The organism is Streptomyces sp. NPDC006384, from assembly GCF_042870695.1.
Lineage (GTDB): Bacteria > Actinomycetota > Actinomycetes > Streptomycetales > Streptomycetaceae > Streptomyces.
Genome location: NZ_JBIAHR010000006.1, coordinates 53,708 through 70,001 on the forward strand (window position 1 = coordinate 53,708; position 16,294 = coordinate 70,001).

15 protein-coding genes are annotated in these 16,294 nt (G+C 72.8%); 4 read left to right on the forward strand and 11 right to left on the reverse strand.

The features are described from left to right. Positions 1-64 precede the first annotated feature (64 nt). The gene (locus ACFYOJ_RS09475) at positions 65-1,276 is read left to right on the forward strand and encodes an MFS transporter (protein ID WP_356556865.1); all 1,212 of its coding nucleotides are present in this window, start codon (positions 65-67) and stop codon (positions 1,274-1,276) included. Here ACFYOJ_RS09475 and ACFYOJ_RS09480 read toward each other — a convergent pair. Continuing rightward, positions 1,236-1,694: a hotdog domain-containing protein gene (locus tag ACFYOJ_RS09480; protein WP_356556866.1), complete on the reverse strand. Its 459-nt coding sequence runs from the start codon at positions 1,692-1,694 to the stop codon at positions 1,236-1,238. The two genes, ACFYOJ_RS09475 and ACFYOJ_RS09480, sit on opposite strands and share 41 nt — an antisense overlap. 188 nt (positions 1,695-1,882) lie before the next feature. On the opposite strand from ACFYOJ_RS09480, the gene ACFYOJ_RS09485 reads away from it, so the two are divergent. Beyond that, positions 1,883-3,289 carry a solute carrier family 23 protein gene (locus ACFYOJ_RS09485; protein ID WP_356556893.1) on the forward strand — a complete coding sequence of 469 codons (1,407 nt, stop codon included), beginning with the start codon at positions 1,883-1,885 and terminating at the stop codon, positions 3,287-3,289. Here the strand turns inward: ACFYOJ_RS09485 and ACFYOJ_RS09490 are convergent. After that, positions 3,271-4,419, reverse strand: a complete 1,149-nt coding sequence (locus ACFYOJ_RS09490; RefSeq protein ID WP_356556894.1) for a glycoside hydrolase family 6 protein — start codon at positions 4,417-4,419, stop codon at positions 3,271-3,273. The genes ACFYOJ_RS09485 and ACFYOJ_RS09490 overlap by 19 nt on opposite strands. Positions 4,420-4,591: 172 nt before the next feature. Here ACFYOJ_RS09490 and ACFYOJ_RS09495 point away from each other — a divergent pair, with 172 nt between their 5' ends. Further along, positions 4,592-5,287 (forward strand): DUF5995 family protein, encoded by a 696-nt coding sequence (locus ACFYOJ_RS09495; protein ID WP_356556867.1) that lies wholly within the window; start codon positions 4,592-4,594, stop codon positions 5,285-5,287. A gap of 33 nt (positions 5,288-5,320) precedes the next feature. Here ACFYOJ_RS09495 and ACFYOJ_RS09500 read toward each other — a convergent pair whose 3' ends face one another. Next, positions 5,321-7,018 (reverse strand): NAD(P)/FAD-dependent oxidoreductase, encoded by a 1,698-nt coding sequence (locus tag ACFYOJ_RS09500; RefSeq protein ID WP_356556868.1) that lies wholly within the window; start codon positions 7,016-7,018, stop codon positions 5,321-5,323. A gap of 47 nt (positions 7,019-7,065) precedes the next feature. Then, positions 7,066-7,854, reverse strand: a complete 789-nt coding sequence (locus tag ACFYOJ_RS09505) for a carbon-nitrogen hydrolase family protein (RefSeq protein ID WP_356556869.1) — start codon at positions 7,852-7,854, stop codon at positions 7,066-7,068. 303 nt (positions 7,855-8,157) lie between these two features. Between ACFYOJ_RS09505 and ACFYOJ_RS09510 the strand changes: the two genes are divergently transcribed. Beyond that, a complete protein-coding gene (locus ACFYOJ_RS09510; protein WP_356556870.1) occupies positions 8,158-8,703 on the forward strand; it encodes a Repetin in 546 nt (181 codons plus the stop codon). Here ACFYOJ_RS09510 and ACFYOJ_RS09515 read toward each other — a convergent pair. The 7 genes from ACFYOJ_RS09515 to rpe form a co-directional block, all read right to left on the reverse strand. Then, a complete protein-coding gene (locus ACFYOJ_RS09515; RefSeq protein ID WP_356556871.1) occupies positions 8,672-9,877 on the reverse strand; it encodes an MFS transporter in 1,206 nt (401 codons plus the stop codon). The genes ACFYOJ_RS09510 and ACFYOJ_RS09515 overlap by 32 nt on opposite strands. Positions 9,878-10,017: 140 nt before the next feature. Then, positions 10,018-10,470: an Lrp/AsnC family transcriptional regulator gene (locus ACFYOJ_RS09520; RefSeq protein WP_356556872.1), complete on the reverse strand. Its 453-nt coding sequence runs from the start codon at positions 10,468-10,470 to the stop codon at positions 10,018-10,020. A 15-nt stretch (positions 10,471-10,485) separates the two neighbouring features. Next, the gene (locus ACFYOJ_RS09525; protein WP_356556873.1) at positions 10,486-11,976 is read right to left on the reverse strand and encodes an amino acid permease; all 1,491 of its coding nucleotides are present in this window, start codon (positions 11,974-11,976) and stop codon (positions 10,486-10,488) included. 432 nt (positions 11,977-12,408) lie between these two features. Next, positions 12,409-13,851 (reverse strand): GuaB1 family IMP dehydrogenase-related protein, encoded by a 1,443-nt coding sequence (locus tag ACFYOJ_RS09530; protein ID WP_356556895.1) that lies wholly within the window; start codon positions 13,849-13,851, stop codon positions 12,409-12,411. A 108-nt stretch (positions 13,852-13,959) separates the two neighbouring features. Then, positions 13,960-14,331 carry a barstar family protein gene (locus tag ACFYOJ_RS09535; protein WP_356556874.1) on the reverse strand — a complete coding sequence of 124 codons (372 nt, stop codon included), beginning with the start codon at positions 14,329-14,331 and terminating at the stop codon, positions 13,960-13,962. A gap of 25 nt (positions 14,332-14,356) precedes the next feature. Beyond that, a complete protein-coding gene (locus tag ACFYOJ_RS09540) occupies positions 14,357-15,376 on the reverse strand; it encodes a sugar-binding transcriptional regulator (protein ID WP_388596470.1) in 1,020 nt (339 codons plus the stop codon). A gap of 102 nt (positions 15,377-15,478) precedes the next feature. Beyond that, positions 15,479-16,165, reverse strand: coding sequence for a ribulose-phosphate 3-epimerase (gene rpe, locus ACFYOJ_RS09545; protein ID WP_356556875.1), 687 nt, complete (start codon positions 16,163-16,165; stop codon positions 15,479-15,481). Positions 16,166-16,294 lie beyond the last annotated feature (129 nt).

Genomic DNA, 16,294 nt, shown 5'->3' on the forward strand with positions numbered 1-16,294 from the left:
CTGATAGTTTACGCGGCGCGACGAAGACGGAGCAGTGGACACGGATCCGACGGAGGAACCGAGAATGAGCGCAGTGGTCTGTGCGCACGGCCGGGTGAGGCGTGCCCGGTACGCCGTGGCGGCCGTGTTCGCCGTGCACGGCGCGGTCACCGGCTCGTTCGCGACCCGGGTGCCGTGGATCCAGGACCACGCCGGGGTCAGCGCGGGCCAGCTGGGACTGGCGCTCGCCTTCCCCGCGCTCGGCGCCTCCGTCGCCATGCCGCTGGCCGGCGGCGTCAGTCACCGCTTCGGCGCACGCACCGCCCTGCGCGGTCTGCTCGCCCTGTGGACGCTGGCGCTGGTGCTGCCCGCCCTCGCCCCGAACCTGCTCACCCTGTGTCTCGCCCTGTTCGTGTACGGCGCCTCGGCGGGCATGTCGGACGTGGCGATGAACGCGCTCGGCGTCGAGGTGGAGAACCGGCTCGACAAGTCGATCATGTCCGGGCTGCACGGCATGTGGAGCGTGGGCGCCCTGATCGGTTCGGCGGCCGGCACGCTCGCCGCCCACCTGGGCTCGGACGCGCGGCTGCACCACGCCCTGGCCGCGGCCGTGCTGACCGCGGCGGGGCTGGTGGCCTGCACCTGGGTGCTGGACATCCAGCCCGCCGAGGACGAGGACCCGCCGCCGCGGTTCGCGCTGCCGCCCCGGTCGGCGCTGCTGATCGGCGCCGTCGGGTTCTGCGCGGTGTTCGCCGAGGGCGCGAGCCTGGACTGGTCCGCGGTCTATCTGCGGGACCAGCTGGAGGCCTCGGCCGGACTGGCGGCGGCCTGCACGACGGGCTTCACGCTCACCATGGCCCTGGCCCGGCTCGCCGGGGACAAGGTGGTGGACCGGTTCGGCGCGGTGCGCACGGTCCGGGTGAGCGGTGTGCTGGCCACGCTCGGCGGCCTGCTCGTGGTCGTCGGCGGGCATCCGGCGGTGGCGATGGCCGGCTTCGCGCTGATGGGTCTCGGCATCGCCGTGGTCGTCCCGCTGTGCTTCGCGGCGGCCGGCCGGGCCGGTTCCAACCCGAGCCTGGCCATCGCGGGCGTGGCGACCATCACGTACACCTCGGGCCTGGTGGCGCCGAGCGCGATCGGCGGTCTGGCTCAGGCGACGAGTCTGATGGTGTCGTTCGGCCTGGTCACCGCGCTGGCCTGCTGCCTGGTGGTCTTCGCGAAGGTGCTGCGGGCCGGCGACCGCGAGCGGCCGAAGGTCAGCGGGCCGGGCGCAGCAGTGCCCGGCCGGCAGTCCTGAAGGCCTCGCTCCACGGCGCCGGGCGCAGCGTCGCGGGGTCGAGGCGGACCAGCACCCGGGTGCCGCGGGCGTACGTGGTGGCGCCGTCCGCGGAGCAGAAGCGGAAGCCGTACGTCAGCCCGGTCGTGCCGAGCCGCTCCAGCCAGAGGTGGACGGCGTACGCGCCCGGCCGGGTGACCGGCGCCTCATAGGTGATCGTCAGTTCCCTGACCGCGTTGCAGGCGTCGCCGGCCGCGGTCCAGTCGCCCTCGAAGCGGAAGCCGTGCTCGGTCCACAGCTCGGCCCAGGCCCGCTCCACCATCACGGGGTAGCGGGCGTTGTGCAGCAGGCCGAGGGCGTCCAGGTCGTCGAAGTGGACGGTGACGGGGGCGAGTCTGCCGTAGGACAGGGCGGGCGCGGCGGGGGCTTCGGCGGTCACGGGCGGGGCTCCTGGTCCTGCTCGGTGGTGCTCACGTGCGGCGGAACCCCTCCATCCTAAGCGGACGCTCAGTGACGGTGGCCGGGGGAAGGCGCTGGTCAGCGAGGGGCCGCGGGACGTGGCAGGGGCGGCTACCCCCGACAATGGTGCGGACAGACCTCATGCACGGCAGAAAGCGAAACCTCACCATGGACCTCGGCGTGCGCTGGAAGCTGCACGGTGACGGGAAAGTACCCGCGCCCGGAGCGGTGGTCCGCCCCGACGAACGGCTCTCGTGGCCCCGCACGGCCGGGCTCGGCGCCCAGCACGTGGTGGCCATGTTCGGGGCGTCCTTCGTGGCTCCGGTCCTGATGGGCCTGGACCCCAACCTCGCGATCATGATGTCGGGCGTGGCGACCGTCATCTTCCTGCTCGCCACCCGCGGCCGGGTGCCCAGCTACCTCGGCTGCTCGCTGTCCTTCGTCGGTGTCGCCGCCGTGATCCGGGCGCAGGGCGGCACCAGCGCCACGGTGACCGGCGCGGTCCTCGTCGTCGGCGTCGCGCTGTTCCTGGTGGGGCTCGCGGTGCAGCGCTTCGGCGCCCGGATCATCCACGCCGCGATGCCGCCGGTCGTCACCGGCGCGGTGGTCATGCTGATCGGCTTCAACCTCGCCCCGGTCACCGCCACCACCTACTGGCCGCAGGACCAGTGGACGGCGCTGCTGGTGATGCTGTTCACCGGTCTGGCCGTGGTCTGCCTGCGCGGCTTCTGGTCCCGCATCGCGATCTTCCTCGGGCTGGTCTTCGGCTACGCCCTCTCCTGGGCCCTGGACCAGGTCTTCGGGAAGATCCACTCGGTGGACGGCAGCGGCAGGGTCACCGACCACTGGCGGCTGGACCTCTCCGCCGTCGGCCACGCCGACTGGATCGGCCTGCCGTCCTTCCACGGGCCGAGCTTCGAGTGGTCGGCGATCCTGGTCGCCCTCCCGGTGGTCATCGCGCTGGTCGCGGAGAACGCCGGGCACGTCAAGGCGGTCGGCGAGATGACCGGCGACTCCCTCGACGACAAGCTGGGCACGGCAATCTCCGCGGACGGCGTCGGCTCGATCCTGTCCACCGCGGTCGGCGGCCCGCCCAACACCACCTACTCCGAGAACATCGGCGTGATGGCCGCGACCCGGGTCTACTCGACGGCCGCCTACTGGGCCGCCGCCGGCTTCGCGCTCCTCTTCGGCCTCTGCCCGAAGTTCGGCGCGGTCGTCGCCGCGATCCCCGGCGGCGTCCTCGGCGGCATCACGGTCATCCTCTACGGCATGATCGGCCTGCTCGGCGCGCAGATCTGGGTCAACGCCAAGGTGGACCTGCGCAATCCGCTGAACCTGGTGCCGGCCGCCGCGGGCATCATCATCGGCGTCGGCAACGTCAGCATGAAGTTCACCGACACCTTCTCCCTCAGCGGCATCGCGCTCGGCACCCTGGTCGTCATCACCGGCTACCACGCGCTGCGCGCCTTCGCCCCGGCCCACCTCAAGACGCAGCAGCCGCTGCTCGACGAGGGCACGTCGTCGTACGACGAGGAGACCGGGGGCGACGGCTCTCAGCGCGCCAAATCGTAGGCGTAGGACGGGGTGAAGGTGCCCGGGGCGCCCTTGCAGCCGTCCGACTCGCCCGGCAGCTTCACCCACAGGTAGGCGTCGATGCGGCCCATGCCGGTGCTCAGGGTCGGCGTGCGGCCGATCTTGCGGCCGGCGGGATCGCACCACTGGCCGTCGGGCGGGGCGCCGTTGCCGTTGCGGCTGGTGTCGATGACGGCTCCCAGGCTCGCCGGGCCGCCGAGGGCGTCGAGGACCGCGCGGTCGTAGGCGATCTCGTCGGCGGTGGTGTGGAAGTTGGAGACGTTGCTGAAGATGCCGTCGGAGGAGTCGGCCGAGGCGGCACCGGCCTGCCTGAGCCACCGGGCCTGCTTGGCGGGCGCGTGCCAGCCGGAGTGGCCGGCGTCGAAGTAGACGCGCGCCCTCGGGTTGGCGTCCTTCATGACGCGCCCGGCGCGGGCCAGGGAGGCGAAGCGGGCGGCCCGTTCGCCGTCGGACAGGCACTCGGCCTGGGCCACCGAGTCGGGTTCCAGGACGACGATGACCTCGCCGGAGCCGAGCCCCGCGGCGAACCGGTCGATCCAGGCGTCGTAGGCGCCGAGGTCCGGGGCCCCGCCCTCGGAGTGCCCGCCGCAGTCCCGGCCGGGTATCGCGTACGGCACGACGACCGGCACCCGGCCCTGCGCGGCCGCGCCCGAGGTGACCGCGCGGACCCGGGAGGTGATGGTGTCCGGCGTGAAGTCGGCGAACCAGACGGCGGCCGGGTGGTCGGCTATGCGGGACTTTATGACGTCCCGGAGCGGGTCGCCGGGGTTGGCCCGGACCCAGTCGAGGACCTGGGACTCGGGGTGCCGGTAGAGCCGCGCGGAGACCGTGGTGGTCCGCGTCTCCTCCCCGGTCCTTCGCGGCGAGGGGCTCGGGCTCGCCTTCCGCGTGCCGGAGGGCGAGGCGGAGACCGACGGTGTCGCCGGCACGGAGGGGGTCGGCGACGGGGACGGGGAGTGGGAGTGGGGCGAAGGGGACGGGTGCGGCGAACTCGTCGTCAGCGGCCGCGCCTCGTCGACCCCGCCACCGCCGCCGTCGTCCTCACCGAACGCGGACAGCATGCCGGTCGCGGTGCCGACCGCGACGACGACGGACGCCGCAGCGACCATCGCGCTGCGCCGGACGGCGCGCCTGCGCTCGGACCTGCGAGCGGCCAGGCGCCGGGCACGAAGGCCTGACACGTACGTTCCCCCCTCCCGTACGGCGGGCGCGTTCCCCCGTTCTGGGGAAGCGTCGGGCCCGCCGGCACTGCTCCCACCCTAAAGCTGCGACCCTGCCGCCATGGCGCACTGTGAGCAAGTTCCGGCGTCCGTCCGGACCGTGGACACGGTCCTGACCCGGATGCGCGCCCTCGACTCCGCGCTGCCCGCGTGGGACGGGGTGGCCGTCTTCAACCGTGTCTACCTGACCGTCACCGAGGCGGTCGGCCGGCACATCGGCACAGGTCTGTTCCCGGACGCCCGGGCCGCGACCGCGCTGGACGTGCGCTTCGCGGAGCGCTACCTGGCCGCCGTGGACGCCCTGGAGAACGGACGCCGGCCGCCCGCGTGCTGGCGCCCCCTGTTCCAGTTGCGCCGTCATCCCGGCGTACGTCCGCTGCAGTTCGCGCTGGCGGGCATCAACGCGCACATCGGGCACGACCTGGCGCTGGCCGTGGTGGACACCTGTCGTACGCTCGGCTGCGAACCCGCCGACCTGGAGGACGAGTTCGACCGGGTGGGCGACCTCCTCGTGTCGCTGGAGGAGCGCGTGCGCGACGAGCTGATGCCGGGCCCCGACCTCCTGCAGATCGCCGACCCGCTGACCCATCTGCTCGGGTCCTGGAGCCTGGAGCGCGCCCGCGAGGCCACCTGGGCCTCGGCCCGCGCGCTGTGGGCGCTGCGCCGGACGCCCGACGTGGCCGGGGAGTTCACCCAGCGGCTGGACGCGGCGGTGGGCTTCGCGGGCCGCATGCTGCTCACCCCGCTGCGGAACTGACCCGGCGCCGGCCGGTCCGGCCGGCGCCGGGGTCTAGTCCTCGGGGAGTTCGACCGGCGCGATCTCGTCGTAGAGGTCGCCCGGGCCGGGGTTGGCCGGGTCGGTCTCGCCGCCGAAGTGGTGCATGACGCCCCAGACCGCGTTGAGCGCGGTCTGGACGGCGCCCTCGGCCCAGCCGGCCGTCCAGGAGATGTCGTCGCCGGCCAGGAAGATGCCCCGCTTGTCCTCGGGCAGCCGGTCCTGCATGAAGTGTGTGAACAGGCGCCGCTGGTAGCGGTAGTGGCCCGGCAGGTTGGCCTTGAACGCGCCCATGAAGTAGGGCTCGTTCTCCCAGGAGACCGTCACCGGGTTGCCGATGATGTGCTTCCTGATGTCGACCTTCGGGTAGATCTCGCCGAGCGACTTCAGCATGACCTCCATCCGCTCGTTCGCGGACAGCGGCAGCCACTTCAGGCTGTCGTCGCACCAGGTGTAGGAGAGGCAGATGACGGCCGGCTTGTCCGGGCCGTCGTCGAGGAGGTAGGTGCCGCGGGTCATGCGGTCGGTGAGCGTCATCGACATGACGTCCCGGCCGGTCTCCTCGTCCTTGTCCAGCCAGAACGGCCGGTCCACGGGCACGAAGAGCTTGCTGGACTCCATGTAGTGGGTGCGCTCGATCGCCGTCCAGTGGTCGATCGGGAAGAGCGAGTCGTCGCAGGCGACCTTGGAGAGCAGCATCCAGGACTGGGCGGTGAAGATCGCCGCCCGGTAGGTGCGGATGTCGCCGTTCGCGTCGGTCACGGTGATGTGGTTGCCGGCGGTCCGGTTCAGGCGGGTCACGGCCGGGCGGGGCTCGCCGCCCTCGTGCAGGCTCGCGAGCGAGGTGCCGTACGGCCAGTGGACGATCTTCTCCGGCTCGCGCTCCCACAGGCGCAGCGGCAGCTGCTGGGAGCCGCCGACGATGCCGCGGTGGTGGTCGTCGGCCTCGGTGTAGACGACGCGGAGGATCTCCAGGATGGAGTTGGGGAAGTCGGTGTCCCAGCCGCCGGTGCCGAAGCCGACCTGGCCGAAGATCTCGCGGTGCCGGAAGGACTTGAAGGCCTCGGACTCGCAGAGGAAGCCGTAGAAGGTCTGGTTGTCGAGCTTCTCGACCAGCTTCGACCAGATCTCGCGGATGCGGGGCACGTCGCGCTCGCGCAGGGCGCGGTTCATGTCGGAGAAGTCGGCGCCCTCCTCCAGGCACCTGGCCCAGGCCTCGGCGACGTCCCGGTAGACCTGGGGCAGGTCGTCGAGCGTCTCGGCGTAGTGCGACTCGCCCTTGAGGTCGACGACGGTCGAGGGGGTCGCCTCGGCGAGGGGGTTGGGGAAGGGACGGGTCTTCAGGCCCACGAGGTCGATGTAGTGCTGGAGGGCGGTGGAGGACGGCGGGAAGCGCATCGCGCCCATCTCGGCGGTCAGGGACTCGTCACAGCCGTCGAAGCCGACGGTCCGCAGCCGGCCGCCGATCCGGTCGGCCTCGTAGACGACGGGCTTGAGACCCATCTTCATCAGCTCGTAGGCGGCGACGATGCCGGACAGACCGCCGCCGATGACGGCGACCTCGGTGCCGTGCTCGGTCGCGGGTATCTGGCCGAGGCCCGCCGGGTGGGCGAGGAAGTCGTCGTACGCGTACGGGAAGTCCGGGCCGAACATGGTGATCGGCGGCTGCTGCTCGTCGGCGTGCTCGATCGCGTTGGGCACCGTGGACGTCATGGGGTACGGACTCCTTGCACAGGTGGTACGGGGGTGGCGGTGGGGGGTCAGACGAGGGACCCGTAGAGACCGGGGAGGCGGTCCTTCAGGTACGGGTTGGTCTCGCGGGAGGCGGCGAGGAAGGCCGGATCGGCGTCGGCGAGGATCAGTTCCTCGGTACGTCCGGCGCGGGCGCGGGGCGTGCCGTCGGGCCCGGCGAGCACGGAGAGCCCGACGAACTCGAACTCGCCCTCCGGGCCGACCCGGTTGACGTACGCGACGTACATCTGGTTCTCGAAGGCCCGCACGGGCACGACGGACTCGGCGACGAACTGGAACGGGTGCATCTGCGCGGTCGGGACGAGCAGCAGGTCGGTGCCGGCCAGGGCGTGGGCGCGGACGTTCTCCGGGAACTCGACGTCGTAGCAGATCATCAGGCCGACGGTCAGGCCGTTCAGCTCGGTCTGGACGACCGGCTGCTCGCCCGGCACGAAGTGCTCCCGCTCGAAGCAGCCGAAGAGGTGGGTCTTGCGGTAGTTGGCGAGGCGGGTGCCGTCGGCGGAGATCAGCTGGACGGAGTTGAAGACGCGCTCGCCGTCCCGCTCGGGGTAGCCGTACGCGACGGCGAGGCCGTGGCGGGCGGCGGTCTCGGCAACCGCGTCGGCCGCCTCGCCGTCGGCGGCCTCGGCGAGGCGGCCGATGCCGTCGCCGATGGCGTACCCGGTCAGGAACAGCTCGGAGGTGACGAGCAGCCCGGCTCCCGCGGCGGCGGCGCGGCCCGCGGCCTCGTCGAGGACCTGGAGGTTCTCGGCGGTGGAGCCGGGTCGGCCGGAGCTCTGGAGCAGGGCGGTGCGCATGCGTGTTCCTCACCGGTGGGAGGGGGTCGGGGGCCAGATAGACGGTACGGTCGGCGGACTCCGCCGGACAAGAAGCAGCCGTTGCGCGCCGGTGAGCGGCTCGTTGCGTCCGCCGGGCACGCGGCGGCGATTCGTTGCGCGCCTCGTCCGTCCGTCCCTCCTCCCCGGGGCGCAGTTCCCGCCCGTCCTCCCCCGCCGCGCGGCGGAGAGCGGTGCCGCCTTCGGAACGATGTGGCGGGAGCGCCGCGCCGCGACAGTGGTGACCGTTCGGTTCACCGGGTTCCGCCTGCGGAGAGGACCACCATGAAACGCCGTACGACGACCACCGCGCTCTGCGCCGCGCTGCTGCTCACCGCCGCCACGACCGGCGCGGCCGTCGCCTCGGGCCCTCACCGGGACCCGTCCCCCGGGGAGGCGGCCGCGCTCACCGGCACCGCGAAGCTGTACCGGTCGGCCGGGGACGACATCACCTTCACCTTCGACGCCCACCTGGCAGCCGAGAACGGCGACGACCCGCTCGAGGCGACCGGGACCTTCGAGTTCAGCCACCACCGGAACGGCAAGGGGGCTCACGCGAAGGCCACCGTCGACTGTCTGCTGACCGGCGGTGACGTGGCCGTCGTGACCGGCGTCATCACCTCCTCCGACCTGCCCGGCGCCACGGGCAAGCGGGTCGGCGTCACCGTCCACGACCGCGGCCGCCACGACCGCCTGGGCTACAGCTGGGTCGCGAGCGGTTCGCCCGCCGGGACGGACGGGCTGCCCCGGTGCGTGGGGTCGGCGCCGTTCGAGAAGGTGAAGAAGGGCACGGGCGACTTCAGGGTCGTGCCCTGGCAGCCGAAGCTGTAGCCCGGGCGGCCACCAGCACCGCCGCCGTCAGCAGGTACGGCACCGCGAGGATCGCGAACGCGGTGCCGTGCCCCGTCTCCGTCCCGGCCACCGCGTACGCCCCGTACACCGCGACCGTGGCCACCTCGGTGCCGAGCCCCGCCACCGAGGTCAGGGTCGCCCGGCCGGCGCTCTCGATGCGGTGCTGGAGCCGGGCGTCGGCGAGCACGCTCGCCAGCTGCAGGCCGCCGAAGGCGACCGCGACCAGCGCCAGCCCCGCCGGCGTACCAGCGCCGGCGCCCAGGGCGAGGGCGAGGGCGGCGCCGGCCAGCAGGCCGGCGAAGCCGGTGTCGCCCAGCCGTTCCGCGGTGCCGGCCAGCAGACCTCCGGCCGTGGCGCCGGCCCAGACCAGCAGAAGCAGCCACGGCACGGTCGCCTGGGCCACGCCGGTGTCGCGGACCAGCAGCGGGGTGTACTCGTCGAGGGCGCCCCACACGGCGCCCACGGCCGGCACGAGCAGCAGCGCGCCACGCACGGACCGGTCTGCGCGGGCCTCGGACAGCCCGGCCCGCAGGGCCGGGAGCCAGCCGCCTTGGTGTCCGCCGGACGGCCGGTGCTCGGGGAAGCGGGTCGCCACGGCCGCCGCCAGCAGGCAGACCAGGATGCTCGCCGCGCCCACCGCCGGATAGCCGCCCCGGGCGAACACCGGCCCGGCCAGGCCCATCGCGGCCATCACGGCCACCAGCCCGGCCGAGCGGGCCCTGCCCATGACGCGGGCGTACCGGCCGGCCTCGCCGAGCCGTTCCAGCTCGTCGTGGACCAGCGCCTCCAGCGCGCCGGACCCGAGCGCTCCCCCGGCGCCCCACAGCACGAAACCGGCCGCGAAGGCGCCGTAGGAGGGGAGGAGCACCCACAGCGCGAAACCGGCGGCGGTGAGCAGCGGGCCGAGGCAGAGGAGGAGCCGCCGCGAGACGGCGTCGGCCCAGGCGCCGGAGGGCACCTCCAGCAGCACGCCGGTGACGGACCACAGGGCGAAGAGGGAGGAGATCTGCCAGACGGACAGGCCGGTGTCGGCAAAGAGCAGCGCGTACACCGGGTAGAGCAGGACGAAGTCGTCGAGGAACGCGTAGCCGTACAGCGTGGCCGCAAGGCGCCGGCAGCCGGCGGACGGCACACGGGCGGGTGTGGGAGACATGGGACCTTCCCGAGGGGAGCGGATCGGACACCGGGGGTACGGCGTCCGGGGCGGCCCTCGGGGGCGGTCACGGCCGGTGGATCAATGTCGCCTGGTCATGACACCGATGCTAGACGCGACGGCGTCCCCGTGCCCGGCGTTCACGCGGGCGCCCCCGACGAGAAGCGCCGCAGCAGCGGCGAGAGCACCAGCACCGACTTGGTGCGCTCGACGAAGGGCTCCCCGGCGATCCGCTCCAGCACCCGTTCGAAGTGCCGCATGTCGGCGGCGAAGACCTGGGCGATGGCGTCCGCGTCCCCGGTGACGGTGGACGCGGCCACGACCTCCTGGTAGCGCTCCAGCCCCCGCCGGATGGTCTCGGGCGAGGTGTTGCGGCGGCAGTGGATCTCGACGAACCCCTCGGTCTGCCAGCCGAGCGCGGCCGGGTCGACCCGTACCGTGAAGCCGGTGATGGCGCCGGTGGCGCGCAGCCTGTCCACGCGCCGTTTCACGGCGGGCGCGGACAGGCCGACCGACTGCCCGATGTCCGCGTAGGAGCGGCGGGCGTCCTCGGCGAGGGCGTGCACGATGCGTTCGTCGAGATCGTTCAGCACTGCGGGTCGTTCACTTCACTTCTGGTGCGCCCGGACCGCGGACGTGTCCGGCGTGGCGAGTCGGGAACGGCGATGGCCGTACAGGAAGTAGAACACGAGCCCGGCCGCCATCCAGGCACCGAAGACCACCCAGGTGACGGTCGACAGGCTGCCCATCATCCAGACGCAGAAGGCGAAGCCCAGGGCAGGCAGGACCGGGGAGAGCGGCACCCGGAAGCTGCGCGGCATCTCCGGGCGGGTCCGGCGCAGCACCACGACGGCCACGTTGACCAGGGCGAAGGCGAAGAGGGTGCCGATGCTGGTGGCGTCGGCGAGCTGCCCGAGCGGGACGGCGGCGGCGAGGACGCCGCAGAACAGCGAGACGATCAGGGTGTTGGCGCGGGGCGCGCCGCTCTTCGGGTGGACCTTGGAGAACACCCTGGGGACCAGTCCGTCGCGGGACATCGCGAACAGCACGCGGGTCTGGCCGTACAGGACGGTCAGCACGACGCTGGCGATGGCGACGACCGCGCAGAACGCCAGCAGGGTGCCCCAGAAGCTGTGCCCGGTGACGTCGGTCATGATCTGGGCGAGGGCGGCCTCGGAGTCGGCGAAGCCCTTCCACGGCCTGGCGCCGACGGCGACGGCGGCGACGAGGACGTACAGCACGGTGACGATGGCGAGGGAGAGCATGATCGCGCGGGGCAGGTCGCGCTGGGCGTTCTTCGCCTCCTCGCCGGCGGTGGAGGCGGCGTCGAAGCCGATGTACGAGAAGAAGAGCGTCGCGCCGGCCGCGCTGACGCCGGCCATGCCGAGCGGCATGAAGTTCTCGTAGTTCCCGGAGCGGAAGCCCAGGACGCCGACGGCGCAGAACATCACCAGCGCGGCGATCTTGACGACGACCATGACCGTGTTGGCGCGGGCGGACTCGCGGGCGCCGCCCAGCAGGAAGGTCATGGCGAGGAGCACGACGATCAGCGCGGGCAGGTTGAAGACGCCGCCGTCGCCGGGCGGGGCGGAGAGCACCGCCGGGATGGTGACGCCGATGGTGCCGTCGAGGAGCTCGTTGAGGTACTCGCCCCAGCCGACGGCGACGGCGGCGACGGACACGCCGTACTCCAGGACCAGGCACCAGCCGCAGATCCAGGCGATCAGCTCGCCCATGGTCGCGTAGGTGTACGAGTACGAGGAGCCGGCGACGGGGATGGTGCCGGCCAGTTCCGCGTAGGACAGGGCGGAGAAGAGCGCCGTGAGGCCGGCGATGACGAAGGAGAGCGTGACCGCCGGTCCGGCCTTGGGGACGGCCTCGCCGAGGACGACGAAGATGCCGGTGCCGAGGGTGGCGCCGATGCTGATCATCGTGAGCTGCCACAGGCCGAGGGAGCGGCGCAGGGTGCCTCCCTCGCCCTGGCCTCCCTCGGCGACCAGGCGTTCCACGGGCTTGCGGCGCATGAGGCGCGCGGCCAGGCCCGGGGACGCGGGGGCGGCCGGTGTGTCGTGGGGCGGGGGTGCGCCGTGGTCGAGCACGCGTTGACTCCTTTGTCACTGCCGGTCGCGCCGCCGGCCTGTGCGGGCGGTGTCGCGGCGGGCTTCTGGAGCGGCGGGGACCTGACGGGTACCCCCGCGGAAGCGGGAACCCACCGAGCGGGGTCCCCGCCACGCCACGTACAGCGAAGAACCTTACGAGCGGGGTGTTCCCCGTGGTAATGCAGCAACCTTGCGCATCACCGCACGATCGTTGCGTCTGCCGGGGCGGGGCGTAGGTTCGTTGCGCGGGGGCTGTACGGAGTTGCGCGGAGCGCCGCCGGGCGGTCCGGTGACGGATCGTCCCTGGTCAGTGCCGGGAACGGCGTACGGCCCCGGTCCGTCCCGGGGTGACGGGACGGACCGGGGCCGTACGGACGGCCGAGAGGCCGTATACGGGGTGCCCGGGGGCCGTGCGGGACGGCCCTGTACGGGTCAGCTCCAGCTGGCGTGCAGCGGCTTGCCCTCCGCGTAGCCGGCGGCGCTCTGGACGCCGACGATGGCCTTCTCGGCGAACTCCTCCAGGGAGGCGGCACCGGCGTAGGTGCAGGAGGAGCGGACGCCCGCGATGATCGAGTCGATCAGGTCCTCGACGCCGGGACGGGCCGGGTCGAGGAACATCCGGGAGGTGGAGATGCCCTCCTCGAACAGCGCCTTGCGGGCCCGGTCGTAGGCGGACTCCTCGGAGGTGCGGTTGCGCACCGCGCGGGCGGAGGCCATGCCGAAGGACTCCTTGTAGGCGCGGCCGTTCGCGTCGTGCTGGAGGTCGCCCGGGGACTCGTAGGTCCCGGCGAACCAGGAGCCGACCATCACGTTGGACGCGCCGGCCGCGAGGGCCATCGCCACGTCGCGCGGGTGGCGGATGCCGCCGTCGGCCCACACGTGCTTGCCGTACTTCTTCGCCTCGGCGGCGCACTCCAGGACGGCGGAGAACTGCGGCCGGCCGACGCCGGTCATCATGCGGGTGGTGCACATGGCGCCGGGGCCGACACCGACCTTGATGATGTCCGCGCCGGCCTCGATCAGGTCGCGCACGCCTTCGGCGGAGACGATGTTGCCGGCCACGATCGGCACCTGCGGGTTCAGGTCGCGCACCAGCTTGACCGCGCTGATCATCGACTCCTGGTGGCCGTGCGCGGTGTCGATGACGAGGGTGTCCACGCCCGCGTCCAGCAGCTGCTTCGCCTTGCCCGCCACGTCGCCGTTGATGCCGACGGCGGCGGCGATGCGGAGCCTGCCCTGCGCGTCGACGGCCGGGGTGTACAGCGTGGCGCGCAGAGCGCCCTTGCGGGTGAGGATGCCGGCCAGGCGGCCGTCCGCGTCGACGGCGGGCGCGTAGCGGCGGTTGGCGGCGTCGAGGGTGTTGAAGGCCTCGCGCGGGTCCATGTCCGCGTCGATGAGGAGCAGGTCCTTGGACATGACCTCTTCGAGCTGGGTGAAGCGGTCCACGCCGGTCAGGTCGGTGTCGGTGACCACGCCGACGGGCTTGCCGTCCCCGTCCACGACGACGCCGGCGTTGTGCGCCCGCTTGGGCAGCAGGGAGAGCGCGTCGGCGACGGTCTGGTGCGGGGCCAGCACGATCGGCGTGTCCAGCACGAGGTGACGGCTCTTCACCCAGGAGACGACCTCGGTGACGACCTCGATCGGGATGTCCTGCGGGATGACCACGAGGCCGCCGCGCCGGGCCACCGTCTCGGCCATGCGGCGGCCGGCGATGGCGGTCATGTTGGCGACGACCAGCGGGATCGTGGTCCCCGTGCCGTCCGGGGAGCTGAGGTCCACGCCCTGCCGGGAGCCGACGGCGCTGCGGCTCGGCACCATGAAGACGTCGTCGTACGTCAGGTCGTGCGAGGGCTGGATGTCGTTGAGGAAACGCACGTGCTGCACATCCCAGTCGATCAGAGGTGGCCCCCGGACAGGTCAGCCAGGGGGAAAGAGCACGTACTTCATTCTCCCACGACCGGTGACGGACGGTCTCCGGGCGGATCATCCAGGCCGGTCGGCGGCCTGCTTGGAGGAACCTCCAGGCCCCAGGGTCACGAAGAGCCCCGGTCCGCGGTCGGTCGCCTCCCCGAACACCTCCTCGGCCACGGCCCACTCGTCCGGCCGCGTCTCGGCGTACGCCCGCCAGCCCCGCACGACGACCAGCAGTCCGCGCTCCGCCGCTCCCTCGGGCCAGGCCGAGGGGTCGGCCAGGGAGTCGGCGAGCGCGTCCCAGTCCCGGCCGGCCGGGTCGGGCAGGCCGGGCAGGCCGGGCAGGCCGAGGGTGCGGGCGCAGCGGTCCATCAGGCCCGCCCGGTCCGTGACCCCGTCGAGGTCGAGCGTGACCACGAGCCGGCCCGCGGGGTCCTCCGTCATGCCGCACTCCTCTCCTGACCGGCCGTCAGGCACCGTCCGGGTCCGACCGGTTGAGCGTCGGCTTGGGCGCCGTACCGGCCGTCAGCAGGTAGTCCGCGGCCGACGTGTCCGTCACCAGGCTGGTGACCAGACCGGACCGCAGCACCGCGTCGATGGCCGCCGCCTTGCGCTGCCCGCCCGCGATCGCGACGACCTCGGGGATACGGCGGAGCTGGTCGGCCGTGACCGTGATGCACCGCTCCCCCAGGTCCCGTCCGACGCGGCGGCCCTCGGCGTCGAAGAGGTGCGCGGACATCTCGGCGGCGACGCCGAGCGAGGCGTAGTGCGCGCGCTCCTCGTCGCTGAGCATGTCGTGCACCGTGGAGATGCCCGGCTCCCAGGAGCCGATGGAGACGCAGGCGACCGTGACCTTGTCGAAGTACTCGAAGGCCCGGGCGATCCCGGTCTGGTGACGCAGCGCCTGGGCGGTGGCCGCGTCGGGCAGCAGCATCGGCGCGTAGATGGGGTGGGCGTCGCCGCCGGACACCTGGGCGGCGCGGCGCACGGCCTCGACGGAGCCGCGCTCGGCGGTCCCCGCGTCGTACACGCCCGTCAGCTGCACCACCGTGCACGGCGGCAGCCGGTCGAGCGCGGCCGCCATGTGGATCGTGGAACGGCCCCAGGCGAGGCCGAGCACGTCACCCTCGTCGACCAGCTCGCCGAGCAGGTCGGCGGCCACCTCGCCCAGGTTCTCCGGGTCGGGCGTCTCCTCGGCGTCGGCCGGGGACTCCACCACGACGGCGTGCCTGAGGCCGTAGCGGGCCCGCAGGGCGTCCGAACGCTCCGCGTCCAGCTCCGCCGGCACCCGGATCTCGATTCGTACAAGGTCCCGCTCGAGGGCGGTCTCGAGGACCCGGGCCACCTTGAAGCGGCTGACGCCGAACTCCTCCGCGATCTGGATCTTGGACTTGCCCTCGAGGTAGAAGCGGCGGGCCATGGCCGCCGCCTGGACCAGCTCAGCGGGTCCCATCCGCATGGCTGAACGGCCCGCCGACATACCCGACACGGCGATCTCCTTCACTGCTGTTCACACTCTGGATTCGCCGTTCATCCTTGCAGATTCGGCGCACTCGATCAGCCCTGATGGGTGCCGTTCACGTTCTGTTCCTCAGTGATCGCACGCCCAGGACGCCTTGGCGGTCGCCGCCTCGGCCTGCTCGCGCAGCGCACGTACCGCCTCGGCCGGGTCGGACGCCCCGTACACGGCGCTGCCCGCGACGAAGACGTCGGCACCGGCGTCGGCGCACTGCTCGATCGTGGACGCCGAGACGCCGCCGTCGACCTGCAGCCACAGCTCCAGACCGTGCTTCTTGATCAGCTCACGGGTGCGGCGGATCTTCGGCAGCATGATGTCGAGGAACGCCTGCCCGCCGAAGCCCGGTTCGACCGTCATGATCAGCAGCATGTCGAGCTCGGGGAGCAGGTCCTCGTACGGCTCGACCGGCGTCGCGGGCCGCAGTGCCATGGAGGCGCGGGCGCCCTTGGCCCGGATCTCGCGGGCGAGCCGGACCGGGGCGGCGGCGGCCTCGACGTGGAAGGTGACGGAGCCGGCACCGGCTTCCACGTACTGGGGCGCCCAGCGGTCGGGGGCCTCGATCATGAGGTGGCAGTCCAGCGGGGTGTCCGTCGCCCGGGCCAGCGACTCCACGACCGGCACGCCGAGGGTGAGGTTGGGGACGAAGTGGTTGTCCATGACGTCGACGTGGAGCCAGTCGGCTCCCCGGACCGCCTCGGCCTCGTCCGCGAGGCGGGCGAAGTCGGCGGACAGGATGCTGGGGTTGATCTGCGCGGCCATGCCCCCAAGACTGCCATGCTCTCCGGGGACGGGGGGCATGGGGTTGTTCTTCGGCCGCGGGCCGTCCCCGGTCGCTCGCGCCCCGCGGCGGGGCCGCACGATGTCACAGCCCCGCGCCCCTTCGGGGCG